This window comes from Hornefia porci, from assembly GCF_001940235.1.
Taxonomy (GTDB): domain Bacteria; phylum Bacillota; class Clostridia; order Peptostreptococcales; family Anaerovoracaceae; genus Aminicella; species Aminicella porci.
On sequence record NZ_MJIE01000001.1, the window covers coordinates 2651931 to 2668748 of the forward strand.

The 16818-nt window shown below is 48.3% G+C and carries 15 protein-coding genes; 14 read left to right on the forward strand and 1 reads right to left on the reverse strand.

From position 1 onward, the window contains the following. Positions 1 to 114 precede the first annotated feature (114 nt). The 13 genes from BHK98_RS12280 to BHK98_RS12340 all read left to right on the forward strand — a co-directional run bounded on the left by BHK98_RS12280 (position 115) and on the right by BHK98_RS12340 (position 12759). Entirely contained in the window at positions 115 to 999 is an 885-nt protein-coding gene (locus tag BHK98_RS12280) for a hypothetical protein (protein WP_075714616.1), read from the forward strand. A gap of 13 nt (positions 1000 to 1012) precedes the next feature. Continuing rightward, positions 1013 to 1519: a hypothetical protein gene (locus BHK98_RS12285; RefSeq protein ID WP_075714618.1), complete on the forward strand. Its 507-nt coding sequence runs from the start codon at positions 1013 to 1015 to the stop codon at positions 1517 to 1519. A gap of 1 nt (position 1520) precedes the next feature. Next, positions 1521 to 2924 (forward strand): AmmeMemoRadiSam system protein A, encoded by a 1404-nt coding sequence (gene amrA, locus BHK98_RS12290; protein WP_075714620.1) that lies wholly within the window; start codon positions 1521 to 1523, stop codon positions 2922 to 2924. Further along, positions 2893 to 3741 (forward strand): AmmeMemoRadiSam system radical SAM enzyme, encoded by an 849-nt coding sequence (gene amrS, locus BHK98_RS12295; RefSeq protein ID WP_342718841.1) that lies wholly within the window; start codon positions 2893 to 2895, stop codon positions 3739 to 3741. The genes amrA and amrS overlap by 32 nt, the downstream gene beginning before the upstream one ends. 123 nt (positions 3742 to 3864) lie before the next feature. Beyond that, a complete protein-coding gene (locus tag BHK98_RS12300; RefSeq protein ID WP_427811017.1) occupies positions 3865 to 4302 on the forward strand; it encodes an RrF2 family transcriptional regulator in 438 nt (145 codons plus the stop codon). 45 nt (positions 4303 to 4347) lie between these two features. Continuing rightward, complete coding sequence (locus BHK98_RS12305; RefSeq protein ID WP_075714622.1) at positions 4348 to 5289, forward strand: LysR family transcriptional regulator; 942 nt, start codon at positions 4348 to 4350, stop codon at positions 5287 to 5289. A 215-nt stretch (positions 5290 to 5504) separates the two neighbouring features. Then, complete coding sequence (locus BHK98_RS12310) at positions 5505 to 6794, forward strand: O-acetylhomoserine aminocarboxypropyltransferase/cysteine synthase family protein (protein WP_075714624.1); 1290 nt, start codon at positions 5505 to 5507, stop codon at positions 6792 to 6794. A gap of 409 nt (positions 6795 to 7203) precedes the next feature. Next, a complete protein-coding gene (locus tag BHK98_RS12315) occupies positions 7204 to 7440 on the forward strand; it encodes a helix-turn-helix domain-containing protein (protein ID WP_075714626.1) in 237 nt (78 codons plus the stop codon). Next, positions 7433 to 8938 (forward strand): type I restriction-modification system subunit M, encoded by a 1506-nt coding sequence (locus BHK98_RS12320; protein ID WP_075714628.1) that lies wholly within the window; start codon positions 7433 to 7435, stop codon positions 8936 to 8938. The genes BHK98_RS12315 and BHK98_RS12320 overlap by 8 nt, the downstream gene beginning before the upstream one ends. Then, a complete protein-coding gene (locus BHK98_RS12325) occupies positions 8928 to 10109 on the forward strand; it encodes a restriction endonuclease subunit S (protein WP_075714630.1) in 1182 nt (393 codons plus the stop codon). The genes BHK98_RS12320 and BHK98_RS12325 overlap by 11 nt, the downstream gene beginning before the upstream one ends. Positions 10110 to 10159: 50 nt before the next feature. Next, positions 10160 to 11167, forward strand: a complete 1008-nt coding sequence (locus tag BHK98_RS12330; protein ID WP_075714632.1) for a virulence RhuM family protein — start codon at positions 10160 to 10162, stop codon at positions 11165 to 11167. A 96-nt stretch (positions 11168 to 11263) separates the two neighbouring features. Next, complete coding sequence (gene xerA, locus BHK98_RS12335) at positions 11264 to 12244, forward strand: site-specific tyrosine recombinase/integron integrase (protein ID WP_075714634.1); 981 nt, start codon at positions 11264 to 11266, stop codon at positions 12242 to 12244. An 8-nt stretch (positions 12245 to 12252) separates the two neighbouring features. Continuing rightward, complete coding sequence (locus tag BHK98_RS12340; protein WP_202816880.1) at positions 12253 to 12759, forward strand: restriction endonuclease subunit S; 507 nt, start codon at positions 12253 to 12255, stop codon at positions 12757 to 12759. Here the strand turns inward: BHK98_RS12340 and BHK98_RS12345 are convergent. Next, positions 12756 to 13301 carry a restriction endonuclease subunit S gene (locus tag BHK98_RS12345; protein WP_158024501.1) on the reverse strand — a complete coding sequence of 182 codons (546 nt, stop codon included), beginning with the start codon at positions 13299 to 13301 and terminating at the stop codon, positions 12756 to 12758. The genes BHK98_RS12340 and BHK98_RS12345 overlap by 4 nt on opposite strands. A 118-nt stretch (positions 13302 to 13419) precedes the next feature. Here BHK98_RS12345 and BHK98_RS12350 point away from each other — a divergent pair, with 118 nt between their 5' ends. After that, a complete protein-coding gene (locus BHK98_RS12350; protein WP_075714640.1) occupies positions 13420 to 16590 on the forward strand; it encodes a type I restriction endonuclease subunit R in 3171 nt (1056 codons plus the stop codon). Positions 16591 to 16818 lie beyond the last annotated feature (228 nt).

Below are 16818 nucleotides of genomic sequence, written 5' to 3' on the forward strand. Positions count from 1 at the left end.
CAGAGCCGGCGGCAGGACCGGTCGCGCCCGGTTACAGAATCGGTCGAACTGGCGGGAGGAAGCGGAAGAAGCGGAACCCCGCCGGTCAGTTTTTTGTTAAGGAGACAGAGAGAAATGGAACGATATGAGCTGGAACATGTAGAACTGCTGAACCGTTTTTACGGAGACTGTAAGGGCATGGTCCGCCGGCTGGAGGAAAGCGGCGCCGGCTGGTTCCGGGATTTGTACAGCAGTCTGGAGGACGGCGGAGAATATGCAGAGTCGGATTTTGACGCGGGTCTGCTGGAATACGAGGGCGGCGTCAATATCTGCCGGATTTTTCTGCCGAAGCCGGAGCGTCCTGCGCTCTGCGCTGTCATCTATCTGATTTACAGCAGGGAGTATGAGCCGCTGAATTACCTGACTGTGGAGGCCTCGCCGGAAGGCGGATACATGCTGCTGAGCTGGGATGCCGGAGGCGCGTACCGGCCCCGGGGCGAGTATGACGGAACAAAGGAACGCGCTTTGATCGACGAAGTCGTTCGGGAGACGCTGGATGCGAAGGAGCCGGAATCCAACAGCCGTTACGGAGAGATGCGTGAGCTTCTGACCGGACTGGAAATCCCGTTTTATGACAATGATGTCGTGGATTACATCAGAATGTTTGATGTAATCGGCGAACTGTGTCAGAACGCGGTGGACACACCGGCTGTCGCAGCGGGGTTCGCGGCGCTGAAGGACGTCATGGAGGACGATTCTGTGGAGACCAGCCGCGCGCGTATGATGAAGATGTTCGACATGCTGGAGGAGCTTCCGGAGACAAAGGGCAGACTGGACCGCAAGAGTAAGCTGTTTTTCGCTTTCAGTGTCTATGCGGCCTGCTCTCTGATTTCCGAGAATGATGACAAAAAGCATTATTATATGGGGATTCCGGAATTTGAGTCCGCCGATTACATTAAATACAAGATGGAGGAGTACTGGTCCCTGGATCCGTACATGTTTTCGTTTGCAGTCCGCTAGGAGGAAGTCGAGGATGGAAAAGAAGGATATTATCGCAGCAACGCAGGCGCTGTCCGGAGCACAGCTGGCATGGAACTCGTCGGAGACGGTAACGGTGAGGGACCTGGAGGGAAACCCGATTGATATCAATGTGCGGGGAGGAATGCCGCTGACGGATATCTTCGATCTCATCATGGAGGTGGCGGGGCCGTCTGTTTCAGAGGGACACTACAACGACCTGTTCGGAGATATGATTATGGCGCAGGCGATTATTGACCGCCTCACCGACATTCCGCTGCCGGAGGATCCCGGGCAGATGGAGATCGATCAGTGCTATGAGCTGGTGTTCGGATATGACGGAATCATCCGCAAACTGAATCCGGACGGTCCGGCCCGGTTCCTGATCGACCGCATACTGGCATATAGCAAAAGCGTCGCGGAGAACATTCTCCGCACGCCGTTCGATCCTGATGATGCGGACGATGAGATGGATCCGGAGGTCATCGGACTCGAGGAACTGAAAAAGATGAGAAAAAACTGAAATGAGCATACTGGCAGGATATATGGTACCGCATCCGCCGATGATTCTCCCGGAAATCGGGCGGGGCGAGGAGAAAACGATACAGAAAACCATCGATTCCTATCGGGCGGTGGCGGCTGAAATTGCGGAGCTGGAGCCGGAAACCATTATCGTGACGACGCCTCACTCTGTGATGTACAGCGATTACTTCCACATTTCGCCGGGAAAGGGAGCCTACGGAGATATGAGCCGTTTCGGAGCCCGCGGGATCAGCATGAATGTCGCCTACGACCGTGAGCTGATCCGTGAGATCTGTGATCTGGCGGAGAAGTCCGGGCTTCGCGCGGGCACACTCGGGGAGAGGAACAAAGAACTGGACCACGCGGTTCTGATTCCGCTTCGTTTTGTGGAAAAGGCGTACCGCGACTGTGGGAAGCGCCCTGACTACAAAGTCATCCGCATCGGTCTCTCCGGCCAGTCTCTGCTGGATCATTACGCGCTGGGCATTCTGATTCAGCAGGCGGTTTCCGCATTGGCACGCAAAACGGTGTTCATCGCCAGCGGAGATCTGTCCCATTATCTGAAGGAGGACGGCCCCTACGGATTTCACCGGGAGGGACCGGTTTACGACGCCCGGATCATGAAAACCATGGAAACGGGCAATTTCGACGAGCTTCTGGAGTATGAGCCGGCTCTTCTGTCAGGAGCCGGAGAGTGCGGGCACCGTTCCTTCACCATTATGGCCGGGGCTTTTGACATGACGGGAGTGGAGACCCGCGTCTACTCGTATGAGGGCGTGACCGGCGTCGGATACGGTGTGTGCTCTGTGCATCCGACAGGGTATGACGCCGGACGCGGCTTCGGCGAACGCTATGTGGAGGAGTACGACCGTCGGCTGGCGGAGAGGAAGGAACAGGAGGACGAATATGTCCGTCTCGCGCGCCTTTCTCTGGAGACCTTTGTGCGGGAACAAAGGATCATCGGCCTGCCTGACGGTCTTCCGGAGGAGATGACGCAGCGCAGAGCCGGGGCGTTCGTATCGCTGCATATCGACGGAAATCTCAGGGGCTGCATCGGAACCGTCGGACCGACGCAGGAAAACGTGGCAGAAGAAATCATTCATAATGCGGTCAGCGCCGCATCAAGAGATCCCCGGTTCAGTCCGGTAACCGAGGCGGAGCTTCCGTTTCTGGAGTACAGCGTGGATGTGCTGGGAGAGACGGAAAAGATCCGGTCTCCGGAGGAACTGGATGTGAAACGCTACGGCGTGATCGTGACCTGCGGCGGGCGGCAGGGCCTGCTTCTGCCGAATCTGGACGGCGTGCGCGATGTGGAGCAGCAGATCAGCATTGCCAGGCAGAAGGCCGGAATACGGCCGGACGAGGAGATCGAGCTTGAACGGTTTGAAGTCGTCAGACATTATTAAATGCACAGTCTGCGCCAGAGAATGCAGACTGCAGGAGGGGCAGACCGGTGCCTGCGGGGCGCGGAAGGCTGAACAGGGCAGCGTGATCTGCGCAAACTACGGGAGGATTACGTCGCTGGCGCTGGATCCGATTGAAAAGAAACCTCTGGCCCGTTTTCTGCCGGGAAGCAGAATTCTCTCCTGCGGATCCTATGGCTGTAATCTCCGGTGTCCGTTCTGCCAGAATTACGAAATCTCCATGGCAGGAGAGGCCGGCGTGCCCTGGCGGGAAATCTCGCCGGAAGAACTTTGTAAGACGGCCATATCCCTTCGGCCGGAGGGAAACACAGGCGTTGCTTTCACCTACAACGAGCCGCTTATCAGCTTTGAATTCCTGCTGGATACGGCGGAGCTTCTGCACCGAAACGGCATGAAGGCGGTTCTTGTGAGCAACGGAAGCGTGAGCCGGGAAATCGCGGAGCGAGTGATTCCGGAAATCGATGCGATGAACATCGATCTGAAATGCTTTTCAGAGGAGGGCTACCGGATGCTGGGCGGAGACTTTCAGCAGACGCTGGACTTTATCGAGATCGCGGCGGGCTCGCGGACGCATCTGGAACTGACGACGCTGATTGTGCCCGGGCTGAACGACACAGAGGAAATGATGGAAGCGGAGGCGCGGTGGATCGCTGCGCTGGATCCGGAGATTCCGCTGCATGTAACCCGCTGTTTCCCACGGTACAAGGTTTCGGGCCGACCGCTGGAGACAGGGCGGATACGTCGGCTTGCAGAGGTTGCGTCCGGATTTCTCAGCACAGTGCTGATCGGGAACTGCTGACAGCGAAGCCGAGCATACACGCGCATACAGAGGCGTAGGACTATCCTAATTACCTACCAAAATAGTTGATTATTGAAGACTGCGGTGGTATAATGGTACAAACAAGAGGAGGAAGGTGATTCAATGGCACTGAAAATTTCAACCAGAGGCCGTTATGCACTGCGGGTGCTGATCGATCTCGCCGAGCATAATACGGGCGAGTTCATTCCGCTGAAGGAGATCGCTGAACGGCAGGGGATTTCGGAAAAGTATCTGGAGAGCATCATCGTCGTGTTTTCCAGAGCCGGATATGTTCAGGGGCAGCGCGGCAAGGGCGGCGGATACAGGCTGGTCCGGGATGCGGACAGTTATACTATCGGCGATGTGCTTCGGAAAATTGAAGGAAGCCTCGCGCCTGTCGCATGTCTGGACTCGGAGGTGAATACCTGTCCCAGGGCCGCCGGCTGCAAGACACTGGAGATGTGGCAGAAATATTATGAGATGACAAATGAATTTTTTGACGGCATTACAGTTGCGGATCTCGTCCGCCGCGGTGACGCCGGCGACGACTATATGATATGACGGCGCGGAGAATACGGATTTGAAGAGGGGAGATGAAGAGAACCAATGACATTGCAGCAGATTCACTATGTTCTGACGATCGCCCGCGCCGGCTCTATGAACAAGGCCGCCGAACAGCTCTTTGTCTCCCAGCCGTCCCTGACCAGTGCGGTGAAGGAACTGGAGAAAGAGATCGGACTGTCGATTTTCACGAGAACCAGCCGCGGCATGATTGTGACCAGCGAGGGCGCGGATTTCCTGATGTACGCGAGGCAGCTGTACCAGCAGTATGAACTGATTCAGGAGAAGTATTCCAGCGACCGCAATTACAAAAGAAAATTCAGCGTTTCTACGCAGCACTATTCCTTCGCCGTGAAGGCTTTTGTGGAAACCGTCAGAAAGCTTGGGACCAGCGATTTCGAGTTCGGAATCTTTGAGACCAGGACCCGGGCGGTCATTGCGGATGTGGGAAATCTGCGGAGTGAGATCGGAGTTTTGTACCTCAGTGACTTCAACCGAAGGGCTATCGGAAAGCTTTTGCGGGACCACGATCTGGAATTCCATGAGCTGATTCGCTGCAGCGCCTACATCTATATGTGGCGGGGACATCCGCTGGCGAAGGAGGTGTCGCTGACGCTGAAGCAGCTGGAGGATTATCCGTGCCTGGCGTTCGATCAGGGAGAGGAAGGCTCCTATTATCTCACGGAAGAGATTATGACGGAGAAGGAGTATCCCCGGACGATCAAAGCCAGCGACCGGGCGACCATGCTGAATCTGATGGTGGGGCTGAACGGATATATTCTCTGCTCGGGGATCATCAATGAGGAACTGAACGGTGACGCCTATGTGGCTGTGCCCTTCCGGGGCGACCGGGAAAACCGGAACGCGGTCATGACGATAGGCTATATTACGAGGAAGCGCAGTCCGCTCAGCGACATCGGCCGGATGTATGTGGATGAGATGAAGCGTTATCTGGACGGAGTCAGCAATGCGGAACGAGGAGGTTGACGAACGCCGCGAGAGGGCGTCGGAGGCCTCCTCTCAAATGAATTTTGATATAGATAAAAGCTATTACGCACGATAGGAATTATAGATTTTACACGGACAGGGAATCGTGCTATATTATAAACACACCAAAGATATAGGTTAAAAAAGTCAGCACACAAGGACATTAAAATGTGACGGACGCGAGGCGTTCGGGAAGAATATGGAGGTACTTGACAATGGCAGAGAAGAATTACAGATTTGAGACGTTACAGCTTCATGTAGGACAGGAGGAGGCGGATCCGGCGTCGGACGCCAGAGCGGTTCCGATTTATCTGACCTCTTCCTATGTGTTCAGAAATTCGCAGCATGCAGCCGACCGGTTCGGACTGAAGGATGCGGGAAATATTTACGGACGTCTGACCAATTCCACGGAGGATGTGTTTGAAAAGAGAATTGCCGCGCTGGAAGGGGGCGTCGCCGCACTTGCGACAGCCTCGGGAGCCGCTGCGGTAACCTATGCGATTGAGGCGCTTGCGAAGCAGGGTGAGAATATCGTCGCCTCGAAATACATTTACGGCGGAACCTACAATCTGCTGGAGCATACTCTTTCCAATTTCGGAATCACCGCGAAGTGGGTGGATATCTATAACGAAGAAGAGGTTGAAGCGGCTATTGATGAGAATACCAAGGCGATTCTCGCGGAGACGCTGGGAAATCCTCTCGGCAATATCGCCGATATCGAAGGCCTGGCGAAAATCGCTCATAAGCACGATCTGCCTCTGGCGATTGACAACACATTTGCGACGCCTTATCTGGTCAGACCGATCGAGTATGGCGCGGACATCGTGATCCACAGCGCGACCAAATTCATCGGAGGACACGGAACCGCTATCGGTGGAGTTGTGGTAGACGCAGGCACTTATGACTGGGCGAAGACCGGAAAATATCCGTGGATCGCAGAGGCGAACCCGTCCTATCACGGCGTCAGTTTCGTGGACGCGGCGGGTCCGGCGGCGTTTGCGACATATATCCGCGCGATTCTGCTGAGAGATACCGGAGCGACGATTTCACCGGTACACGCGTTTGTGTTCCTGCAGGGACTGGAAACTCTGTCGCTGAGAGTGGAACGCCATGTGCAGAACGCGCTGAAGGTCGTCGATTATCTGAAGAATCATCCGCAGGTGGAGGAGGTTCATCATCCGTCTCTGGAGGGAGAACTGGGCCACGAGTATTACGACAAATATTTCCCCAACGGCGGAGGTTCCATCTTCACGTTCGAGATTAAGGGCGATGAGGAGACCGCAAGAAAATGGATTGACAACCTGGGAATCTTCTCACTGCTGGCGAATGTTGCGGACGTGAAATCCCTGGTGATTCACCCGGCTTCCACGACGCACTCCCAGCTGTCTGAAGAGGAACTGCAGGAGCAGGGCATAAAGCCGAACACCATCCGTCTGTCCATCGGAACAGAAAACATCCTGGACATCATCGACGCGCTGGACGACGCGTTTGCTGCTGTCAAGTAACCTTAAACGAAATCAGAACAGGCCGTGCGCCGTGCGGATTTTACCGCCGGTGCGCGGTCTGTTCGCTTTTTTGCCAAGTGAGGATGCTCAAATGCCTTTTTTGTGTAAGTTTTTTTACATCATTTGTACCGACCTCGGTGGATTTTTTTTACAGCTGACATGCAAACCTGAAATCCATATCTCAAATAAAATATTTGACCTATGATTCGCATCGTGCTATACTTTATTCGGTATTCAGTCGTTTTTCATGTCTGAAGATATGTCAGAGCACGATTGACTACAGATTTTTATTGCATTCGACATGCAAGATGCATATGCGGTAGAAACGAGAAAGATAATAGGGTGTATAGGTCTTCGTATAACCATTGCGAGCTTTATGGTGAGCCGTGGAATGTAGAGGAGGCTCAAGGTGAAAACCAGTTATAAGAAATTATGGAAACTGCTAATTGATCGAGACATGACGAAAACACAGCTGCGAAAAGCTGCGAAGATTAGCTCTTCTTCTCTTGCAAAGCTTGGAAAGGATGAGAATGTTACAACAAGTGTACTTGCTAAAATTTGTGGCGTCTTGAACTGTGATGTCTCCGATATTATGGAGATGATACCTGATGAAGCTACTGAAAGTGAGGACGAAGTAAATGGCTGAAAAGAATACTGCCAATATCGGCTTTGAAAAACAAATTTGGGATGCGGCTTGCGTGTTGTGGGGACATATTCCTGCATCAGAATATAGAAATGTAATAATCGGCCTTATCTTCCTGAAGTACACTTCTACGGCATTTGACAAGAAGTATCAACAGCTTGTCGCTGAAGGCGATGGATTCGAGAATGATCCGGATGCATATCTGGAGGATAATGTCTTCTTCGTTCCAGAGGATGCCCGCTGGAGTAAGATTGCAGCAGCAGCGCACAAACCGGAAATCGGAACAGTTATCGATAATGCTATGCGTGCAATCGAGGCCGACAACAAGAAACTGAAGAACGTGCTTCCGAAGAATTATGCCAGTCCAGATCTGGACAAGAGAGTCCTCGGCGATGTCGTTGACCTCTTTACTAATATGGATATGGGAGAGACCGAGGGAAACCGTGATATACTTGGCAGAACTTATGAGTACTGTATCGCTCAGTTTGCCGAAAAAGAAGGTAAAGGTGGTGGCGAATTTTATACACCGTCAAGTATCGTAAATACGCTGGTATCAATTCTGAAGCCTTATTCAAACTGCCGTGTATATGATTGCTGCTGTGGCAGCGGCGGAATGTTCGTACAGAGTGCAAAGTTTATTCAGGCGCACTCAGGCAATAGAGGTGCAATTTCCATCTATGGTCAGGAGGCCAATCCGGACACATGGAAGATGGCCATCATGAATCTTACAATTCGTGGCCTTGATGCAGACCTTGGTGCTTATCATGCCGATACCTTTACGAATGACCTTCATCCGACACTGAAGGCAGATTTCATTCTGGCTAATCCTCCCTTCAACTACAATCCGTGGGGACAGGATAAGTTGATGGACGATGTTCGCTGGAAATACGGAATTCCGCCTGCAAGTAATGCCAACTTTGCATGGATTCAACATATGATCCATCATCTTGCTCCGAACGGTAAGATCGGACTTGTTCTTGCAAATGGAGCACTGTCTTCCCAGAGTGGTGGCGAGGGTGAGATCAGGAAGAAGATCATCGAGGATGACCTGATCGAAGGCATCATCGCTATGCCTCCACAGCTCTTCTATAGTGTAACAATCCCTGCGACGCTCTGGTTCATTTCAAAGGGCAAGAAACAGAAAGGAAAGACAGTCTTTATTGATGCCCGCAAGATGGGGCATATGGTAGACCGTAAGCACCGAGATTTCGCCGACGAGGATATCCAGAAGCTTGCGGATACTTTCGAGGACTTCCAAAACGGTACGCTTGAGGATGAAAAAGGTTTTTGTTCTGTGGCAACGATACAGGATATCGCGAAGCAGGACTATGTTTTGACTCCGGGACGTTATGTTGGTATCGAAGAACGGGAAGATGACGGCGAGCCGTTTGAAGAGAAAATGACAAGGCTGACATCGGAGCTTTCCGATATGTTTGTGCGCTCTCATGAACTTGAGGACGAAATTCGTAGGAAACTGGGGGCGATTGGATATGAAATATAAACTCTCCGAAATAATGGATATTATCGGCGGTGGAACTCCGAAAACAAGTAAACCGGAATATTGGAATGGTGATATTCCGTGGCTTTCTGTAAAAGATTTTAACAATGATTATCGTTATGTCTATGAAACAGAGAAAACCATTACACAAGCTGGACTTGATAATAGTTCGACGAAAATGCTTAAGCGTAATGATTCGATAATTTCAGCGCGTGGTACTGTCGGGGAAATGGCGATGATTCCATTTCCCATGGCTTTTAACCAGTCGTGTTATGGGCTTCGGGCGAAAGAAGGCCTTGTTGATACAGAATATCTATACTACTTAATTAAGCACAATGTGGTGGTTTTGAAAAAGAATACTCACGGCTCGGTGTTTGATACTATTACGCGGGACACATTTGATGGCATTGAAGTGGAATTACCATCATTGCCGGAACAGAAGGTAGTGGATTCGATACTCCGAGACTTAGATGACAAAATCGAGGTGAACAATGAGATAAACAAGAATTTATTGCAGCAAGCCATGGCTACTTTTGAGAACACACTACAACATTCGGGATCTATCTCCTATGCCAATTTAGGAACGTTAGGCGATATAAAGGGCGGAAAAAGGCTTCCAAAAGGAACTAATTTAATCACTGAACCTAATTCACATCCATATATTCGTGTACGTGATCTCAACAATGTTGTGTTTGCCTCGCTATCTGCTGACTATGAATATGTTGATGATGAGACCCAGAAGTCAATTTCACGATACATAACGTCATCGGGTGATGTTCTCATATCCATCGTTGGAACAATAGGGTTAACCGCTATCGTTGATAAATCCCTGGATAATGCCAATTTGACTGAAAACTGTGTTAAAGTCACAAATCTTAACGGAATCTCTCCAGAGTATTTACTTCTTTACCTTCGTTCCCCTGCAGGTATTGAGGCAATCCAAAAGGGTACGGTAGGCGCTGTACAGTTAAAGCTTCCTATCAAGAACATCCAGGCTATTCCTGTTCCGCTATTGCCTAAGTTAGAGGTAGAACCATTGGAACAGTTGTTACTGGCTATCTTTAGGCAAATAGCTGCAAATGTTAAGGAATCTAAATGTTTGGCAGAAACTCGCGATACCTTGTTACCGAAACTAATGTCCGGTGAAATCGACGTCTCCGACATCGACCTCTAAGCCGCATATAAATTCTTGTTTATACCACGAATACTAAAGGAGTAGAACTATTGGAGAATAATGATAAGGGACAAATAATAATATATCAATCTGAAGATGGACAGACAAATATTGATGTTCTTCTTGAAGATGAGACTGTTTGGCTTACGCAACAGCAGATGTCGGAGTTGTTTCAAACCTCAAGAACTAATGTTGTTGAACATATAAAGCACATTTATGAAGAAGGTGAACTGGAGGAGGACTCAACCTGTCGGAATTTCCGACAGGTTAGAGAAGAAGGTAATAGAACTGTTTCCAGGATGATGCCGTTTTATAACCTGGACATGATCATCTCTCTTGGATACAGAGTCAAATCGCGAGTTGCAACGCGGTTCAGGCGTTGGGCGACGGCTATTCTGAAAGAATATATGGTAAAAGGTTTTGCCTTGGATGATGAGAGGCTGAAGGGCAATGGCGGCGGTGAATACTGGAAAGAATTACTGGACCGGATTCGTGATATCCGATCCAGTGAGAAAGTACTGTATCGACAGGTGCTTGATCTCTATGCTACAAGTGTAGATTATGATCCCAAGAGCAGCGAGTCAATTGCATTCTTTAAGATGGTTCAGAATAAACTACATTATGCTGTTCATGGACATACTGCAGCAGAGATAATCTATGAACGGGCTGATGCTGATAAACCGTTTATGGGGTTAAAGTCATTTAAGGGAGATTTTCCTGTGAAATCTGATATTGGCATTGCAAAGAATTATCTGGATGAAAACGAGCTGAAGATACTCAACAATCTGGTTTCTGGATATTTTGATTTTGCTGAAATTCAGGCAATGCGGCATAATCCGATGCACATGAGTGACTATGTACAACAATTAGATAACGTTCTTGGAAGTACAGGTGAACAGGTACTGCAAGGAGCAGGCAAGATTAGTCACAAACAGGCGATGGAAAAAGCAGAAGCGGAGTATCGTAAATATCAGGTACAGACACTTTCTCCTGTAGAAGAAGCGTATTTGGATACGATAAAAACACTTGAGAAAGAAACAAAGAAAAAGAAGAAGTAATCGAATGCCTACTCCCACCAACGGCGGGAGGAACAAACCAACGGAACTGCCGTTGATGTCGTTCTCTGGAAAATCTATAGAAGGAGAAACGACAACATGAAAGAATCAATCAAACAGGAAGTGCTGCAGCGGATGCTGCCGCTTCTAGACAATGCACAGGCAAAAGCACTGGAACAGACGCTGGAATCTGTGCTTGGCAAGTATATGGAGGATAAGCCGGATAAGGACGAAATCAGCAGTCAGGAGCTTCTGCAGAAGTTTCTGGAGGCAAAGCGCATCGAGGGATGTTCCGAGAAAACGCTTACCTACTACCAGAACACGATCAGCCGGATGTTGACGGAAACTGGTAAGGAGGTGACGCATATTATGACGGAAGATCTGCGGTCATACCTGACGGACTATCAGAAACTGAATGACCTCAGCCGCGTTACGATTGACAATGTGCGCCGGATTCTGTCGAGCTTCTTCTCCTGGTTGGAGGATGAGGAATATCTTATCAAAAGTCCGATTCGCCGAATTCACAAGGTGAAGACGACGAGCAGCATCAAGGACACTTACTCGGATGAGGATCTGGAGAAGATGCGAGACAGTTGTGAAGAAAAACGTGATCTCGCTTTGATTGATATGCTGGCCTCAACGGGAATGCGCGTCGGTGAACTGGTGCTGCTGAACCAGTCGGACATTAATTTCAACGAGCGGGAGTGCAAGGTGCTCGGCAAGGGCAACAAGGAACGCATTGTATACTTTGATGCTCGAACGAAAATACATCTGCAAGAGTATCTCGACAGTCGAAGTGATAACGGTGAGGCGTTGTTTGTCACACTGAAGGCTCCGCATTCACGACTTACCATCGGAGGTGTGGAATCGCGAGTCCGGGATATTGGAAAGCGTCTGAACATAGAGAAGGTACATCCGCATAAGTTCCGGCGGACGCTTGCTACAAAGGCGATAGATAAGGGAATGCCGATTGAGCAGTTGCAACAGCTACTCGGGCATAAACGAATAGATACAACGCTTCAGTACGCAATGGTCAAACAGAGCAACGTGAAGCTGGCGCATAAGAAATATATTGGATAGGAAGTGGAATGATGAAGTGCAAATTGGAAGATATTGCAGATGTCACAATGGGGCAATCACCAAAATCTGAATTCTACAATTCAGACGGTGAGGGAATGCCATTTTTGCAAGGTAATCGAACATTTGGGACAAAGTATCCAACGTTTGATACATACACTACGAAAGTCACTAAAACGGCAAAAGCTGGTGATGTCATTATGAGTGTACGAGCTCCAGTTGGTGATTTAAACTTTACACCAGTAGATATGTGTCTTGGTCGTGGTGTTTGTGGCATCAGAATGAAGAATGGAAATCAAAGTTTTTTGTTCTATCTTCTAAAGTACTACATGCCTTTGTTACTTAAAAAAGAAAGCGGCACTGTTTTCGGATCTGTTAATCGTAACGATATTAATGGACTTGAAATTGATATTCCAGAAGAGGAATCTGACCAGAAAATAATAGCGAGGTATCTTGCTATGCTTGATGACATGATCGAAGAAAATGAAAAGATAAACAAGAATTTATATGCGGCTTAGAGGTCGATGCTAGAGACGTCGATCTCGCCGGACATGAGTCGAGGAAGTAATGAATCTCGCATATCTGCAAGGGTTTTAGATTCTTTGTTGTTAAAAGCTATCGTCTCGTAATACGGAGATGCCAGTGTTTCAAAATTAGAGAGTGTCTGGTCATCCGGAATCTGGAGAGGAATAGCATCAAGAATCTTTGTAGTCATACTTGGAACTGCAGATCCAGTATTCATGGACGCTAAATCCTTGCCTTTAAGAAAATGGAATACAAACTTTGCAACATTCTTCCTCTTCATTTTCGTAAAGAACATCGTGTCCACTGACCAGAAAGGTTCATTAACGTATATAACGTTGTTGAGTGTTCCCTTACGAGGAATGAGAACCGATTCATGATCATATAGAAACTGATCAACATGGCGCATGATACCTCCTGAGCCGTAAACAGGTATAGCACCATCATTCAGCTTTTTATAATTTTTGCCATAACAAACCTCGATGAGGTCAGAGAGTTTGCCTTCAGGCCATGAAGAATCTGCATCGGTGATAAACATCTTAGTATATGTGGCTTGCGCTTGCTCAAGTAAATTCTTGTTTGAAACGGAGCGAAGATGAATGAAAACCATCTCTATGAAGAGGACAATGTAAGAAATAAATGAAGGAGTGAGACTCATGTCAGGATTTTATACCGAAGCGGATTATGAGAATTCGATAATCGAATTATTCCGGAACATGGGGTACCGGTATGTATACGCACCGGATTTGGAGCGTGACTTCCATAGCCCTTTATTTGAAGAAGAATTGATATCTGCGCTGCATAGGTTGAATCCGAAAATGCCGGAGGATGCTATTACAGATGCGCTGTCCAAACTGAAGCATTTTGAAAACGCTGAACTTGTCCAGAAAAATGAACTCTTTATGGACTATCTTCAGCATGGAATCGAAGTTCGGTACTTCGTTAAGGGTGAGGAGCGCTCCGGCCTCGTCTATATTGCCGACTACAAAAATCCTGAAAACGACTCCTTTGTTGTGGCCAATCAATGGACGTTCATTGAAAACAGCAACAAGCGTCCCGATGTGCTTCTGTTTTTAAATGGCTTGCCGGTTGTACTTATTGAGCTGAAGTCACCATCTCGTGAGGAGACCGATGCATCAGAAGGATATCTACAGATCAGAAACTATATGCAGGAAATTCCTTCGATGTTTATCTATAACTGCATCTGTGTCATCAGCGATCATTTAACCAGCAAGGCCGGAACCATCACTTCCGGTGAAGATCGCTTCATGGAATGGAAAACAAAAGACGGCAGTTATGAGAATACGCAATACGCTCAGTTTGATACATTCTTTGAGGGAATGTTTGAAAAAGAGCGCCTGCTGGACATCATCAAAAACTTCATCTGCTTCTCAAATGAGGGGTTGAAGAAGTTTAAGATTCTGGCTGGCTATCACCAGTATTTTGCAGTGCGAAAGGCTATTGAATCTACAAAGAACGCCACGGTTACTGATGGTAAAGGTGGCGTATTCTGGCATACACAGGGCAGCGGAAAATCTCTGTCTATGGTTTTTTATGCACACCTTCTGCAGGAAGCGCTGGACAGCCCAACTATCGTAGTAATTACAGACCGTAACGATCTTGATGATCAGCTCTATGGTCAGTTTGCAAAGTGTAAGGATTTTCTGCGTCAGGAACCGGTGCATGCTACCTGTAGGAAGCTAACAGAGACTTCCGGGAAAAATGATATCGGATTGAAGGACTGGCTAGACGGCAGGCAGGCAAACGGCATCATTTTTACGACGATGCAGAAATTCGAGGAGTCTTCTGAGCCGCTTTCAGAGCGCCGTAACATCATCGTTATGGCTGATGAGGCGCATCGCAGCCAGTATGGATTGAAGGAAAAAGTTGACGCCAAGACCGGTGAGATAAAGGTCGGAACGGCGCGTATTATTCGTGATAGCCTTCCGAATGCTACATATATTGGATTTACCGGAACTCCCATCTCGGCGAAAGACAGAAATACCCGTGAGGTTTTTGGTGATTACATCGATATTTACGACATGACACAGGCCGTAGAGGATGGCGCAACGAGACCGGTATATTATGAGAGCCGCGTAATTAAGCTGAAATTCGACGAAGCTACGCTTCATCTGATTGATCAGGAATACGACATTATGGCGAATAATGCGGATCCTGAAGTGGTTGAAAAGAGCAAGAAGGAGCTTGGTCAGATGGAAGCTGTTCTTGGAAATGACGCTACCATAGATTCACTGGTTAATGATATTCTTGACCACTATGAAAATTATCGAGCCGATCTCCTGACAGGAAAGGCGATGGTTGTCGCGTATTCTCGCGCAATCGCTATGAAGATTTATAATCGTATTCTTGAACTGCGCCCAAGCTGGAAAGAAAAGGTCAAGGTTGTAATGACCGAGAGCAATAAAGATCCGGAAGAGTGGCGTGCTGTTATTGGGAATAAGCGCCGCAGGGATGAGCTCGCTAAGGAATTCAAAGACAATAATAGCGAAATGAAGATCGCCATAGTCGTTGATATGTGGTTGACTGGATTTGACGTTCCTTCTCTTGCAACGATGTATGTCTATAAGCCGATGCAGGGTTATAATCTGATGCAGGCCATTGCCCGTGTCAATCGTGTCTTTCAGGATAAAGAAGGCGGCTTGATTGTTGACTATGTAGGCATTGCATCAGCATTGAAACAGGCCATGAATGACTATACGGCTCGTGATAAAAAGAATTACGGTGATACCGATATTGCCAAAGTGGCGTATCCGAAGTTCCTTGAGAAACTCTCCATTTGCTGTGATCTGTTCCACGGATATGACTATTTCAAGTTTACGAACGGCACCGATCTTGAACGCTCGAAGGTTATCACCGGGGCAGTTAACTTCATTGTAGGAACTGACAAGGAAAGAGAACGCGAAGACTTCATCAAAGAAGCACTGTTGTTGCGTCAGGCTTTGTCTCTCTGCTCTTCACTGGTAGAGCGTGATCTGCGAGTCGAGGCGGCATTCTTTGAATCTGTCCGCGTGCTTGTTATGCGCTTAATGAATCAGGGCGAGGGTAAGAAGCTATCTCTGCCGGAAATGAACGCTCGTATCAATGAACTTCTGAAATCTAGCATCAAGAGCGATGGTGTTATCAATTTGTTCTCTGATATTAAAGAGGAATTCTCCCTGTTCGACCCTAAATTCCTTGAGGAAATTTCAAAGATGAAGGAGAAGAATCTTGCTGTTGAGCTTCTGAAAAAACTAATAGCGGAACAGGTGCAGATATATAGACGCACGAATGTGGTTAAGTCCGAGAAATTCAGTGAAATTATTCAAGGTGTCATGAACCGGTATCTGAACGGAATGCTTACCAATGAGGAAGTAATCGAGGAACTTCTGAAAATGGCAAAGCAGATTCGTGATGCACATGAAGCCGGGGATGAGCTTGGCCTTTCTGAAGATGAGCTGGCATTCTATGATGCCCTTACCAAGCCACAGGCAATTAAGGACTTCTATGAAAATGATGAGCTGATTGCTATTACAAAAGAGCTCACAGATGCGCTGCGCAGGAATCGATCTATCGATTGGCAGAAACGTGATTCTGCACGCGCTAAGATGCGCATGATGATTAAGAGACTATTAAAGAAACATAAATACCCGCCAGAAGGAATGGATGATGCTGTTGCCACAGTAATGCTTCAGTGTGAGCTGTGGACGGACAATAACGATATGGAGCGTCAGGTAGTTAGCTATGCTGAGGATTTCAGCAATAAAGAACAGGATTTACAGATGGTAGCGGAGGAAACTGCACCATACGGAACAAAGAAGGAGGTCTAACCTAATGGATGCGACAAAAGGTAATATCTATGTGATCTTCTATGGAAATAAATGGTATCGCAAGAATGGACAGTTGATTCTGAACTTATTGTGAGCATAGTAGAATAATTCAAGGAGGATGAACCGATGAACCAGTCAGGAATTCTGAACGGAATTGAAGAGGAAATCAAGCCGTTTCTATACAAGTACATTCAGGCCAGAAGTCTGACCTATACGCCGGCGGAGAGA

Excerpts from the sequence above, each read along its gene's own strand:
- BHK98_RS12320 (WP_075714628.1), top strand. The coding sequence starts at position 7,433 with ATGGCTGAAAAGAATACTGCCAATATCGGCTTTGAAAAACAAATTTGG.
- BHK98_RS12305 (WP_075714622.1), top strand. The coding sequence starts at position 4,348 with ATGACATTGCAGCAGATTCACTATGTTCTGACGATCGCCCGCGCCGGC.
- amrA (WP_075714620.1), top strand. The coding sequence starts at position 1,521 with ATGAGCATACTGGCAGGATATATGGTACCGCATCCGCCGATGATTCTC.
- BHK98_RS12350 (WP_075714640.1), top strand. The coding sequence starts at position 13,420 with ATGTCAGGATTTTATACCGAAGCGGATTATGAGAATTCGATAATCGAA.
- BHK98_RS12345 (WP_158024501.1), bottom strand. The coding sequence starts at position 13,301 with ATGTTTATCACCGATGCAGATTCTTCATGGCCTGAAGGCAAACTCTCT.
- BHK98_RS12310 (WP_075714624.1), top strand. The coding sequence starts at position 5,505 with ATGGCAGAGAAGAATTACAGATTTGAGACGTTACAGCTTCATGTAGGA.
- BHK98_RS12340 (WP_202816880.1), top strand. The coding sequence starts at position 12,253 with ATGATGAAGTGCAAATTGGAAGATATTGCAGATGTCACAATGGGGCAA.
- BHK98_RS12300 (WP_427811017.1), top strand. The coding sequence starts at position 3,865 with ATGGCACTGAAAATTTCAACCAGAGGCCGTTATGCACTGCGGGTGCTG.
- BHK98_RS12325 (WP_075714630.1), top strand. The coding sequence starts at position 8,928 with ATGAAATATAAACTCTCCGAAATAATGGATATTATCGGCGGTGGAACT.
- BHK98_RS12285 (WP_075714618.1), top strand. The coding sequence starts at position 1,013 with ATGGAAAAGAAGGATATTATCGCAGCAACGCAGGCGCTGTCCGGAGCA.
- xerA (WP_075714634.1), top strand. The coding sequence starts at position 11,264 with ATGAAAGAATCAATCAAACAGGAAGTGCTGCAGCGGATGCTGCCGCTT.
- BHK98_RS12280 (WP_075714616.1), top strand. The coding sequence starts at position 115 with ATGGAACGATATGAGCTGGAACATGTAGAACTGCTGAACCGTTTTTAC.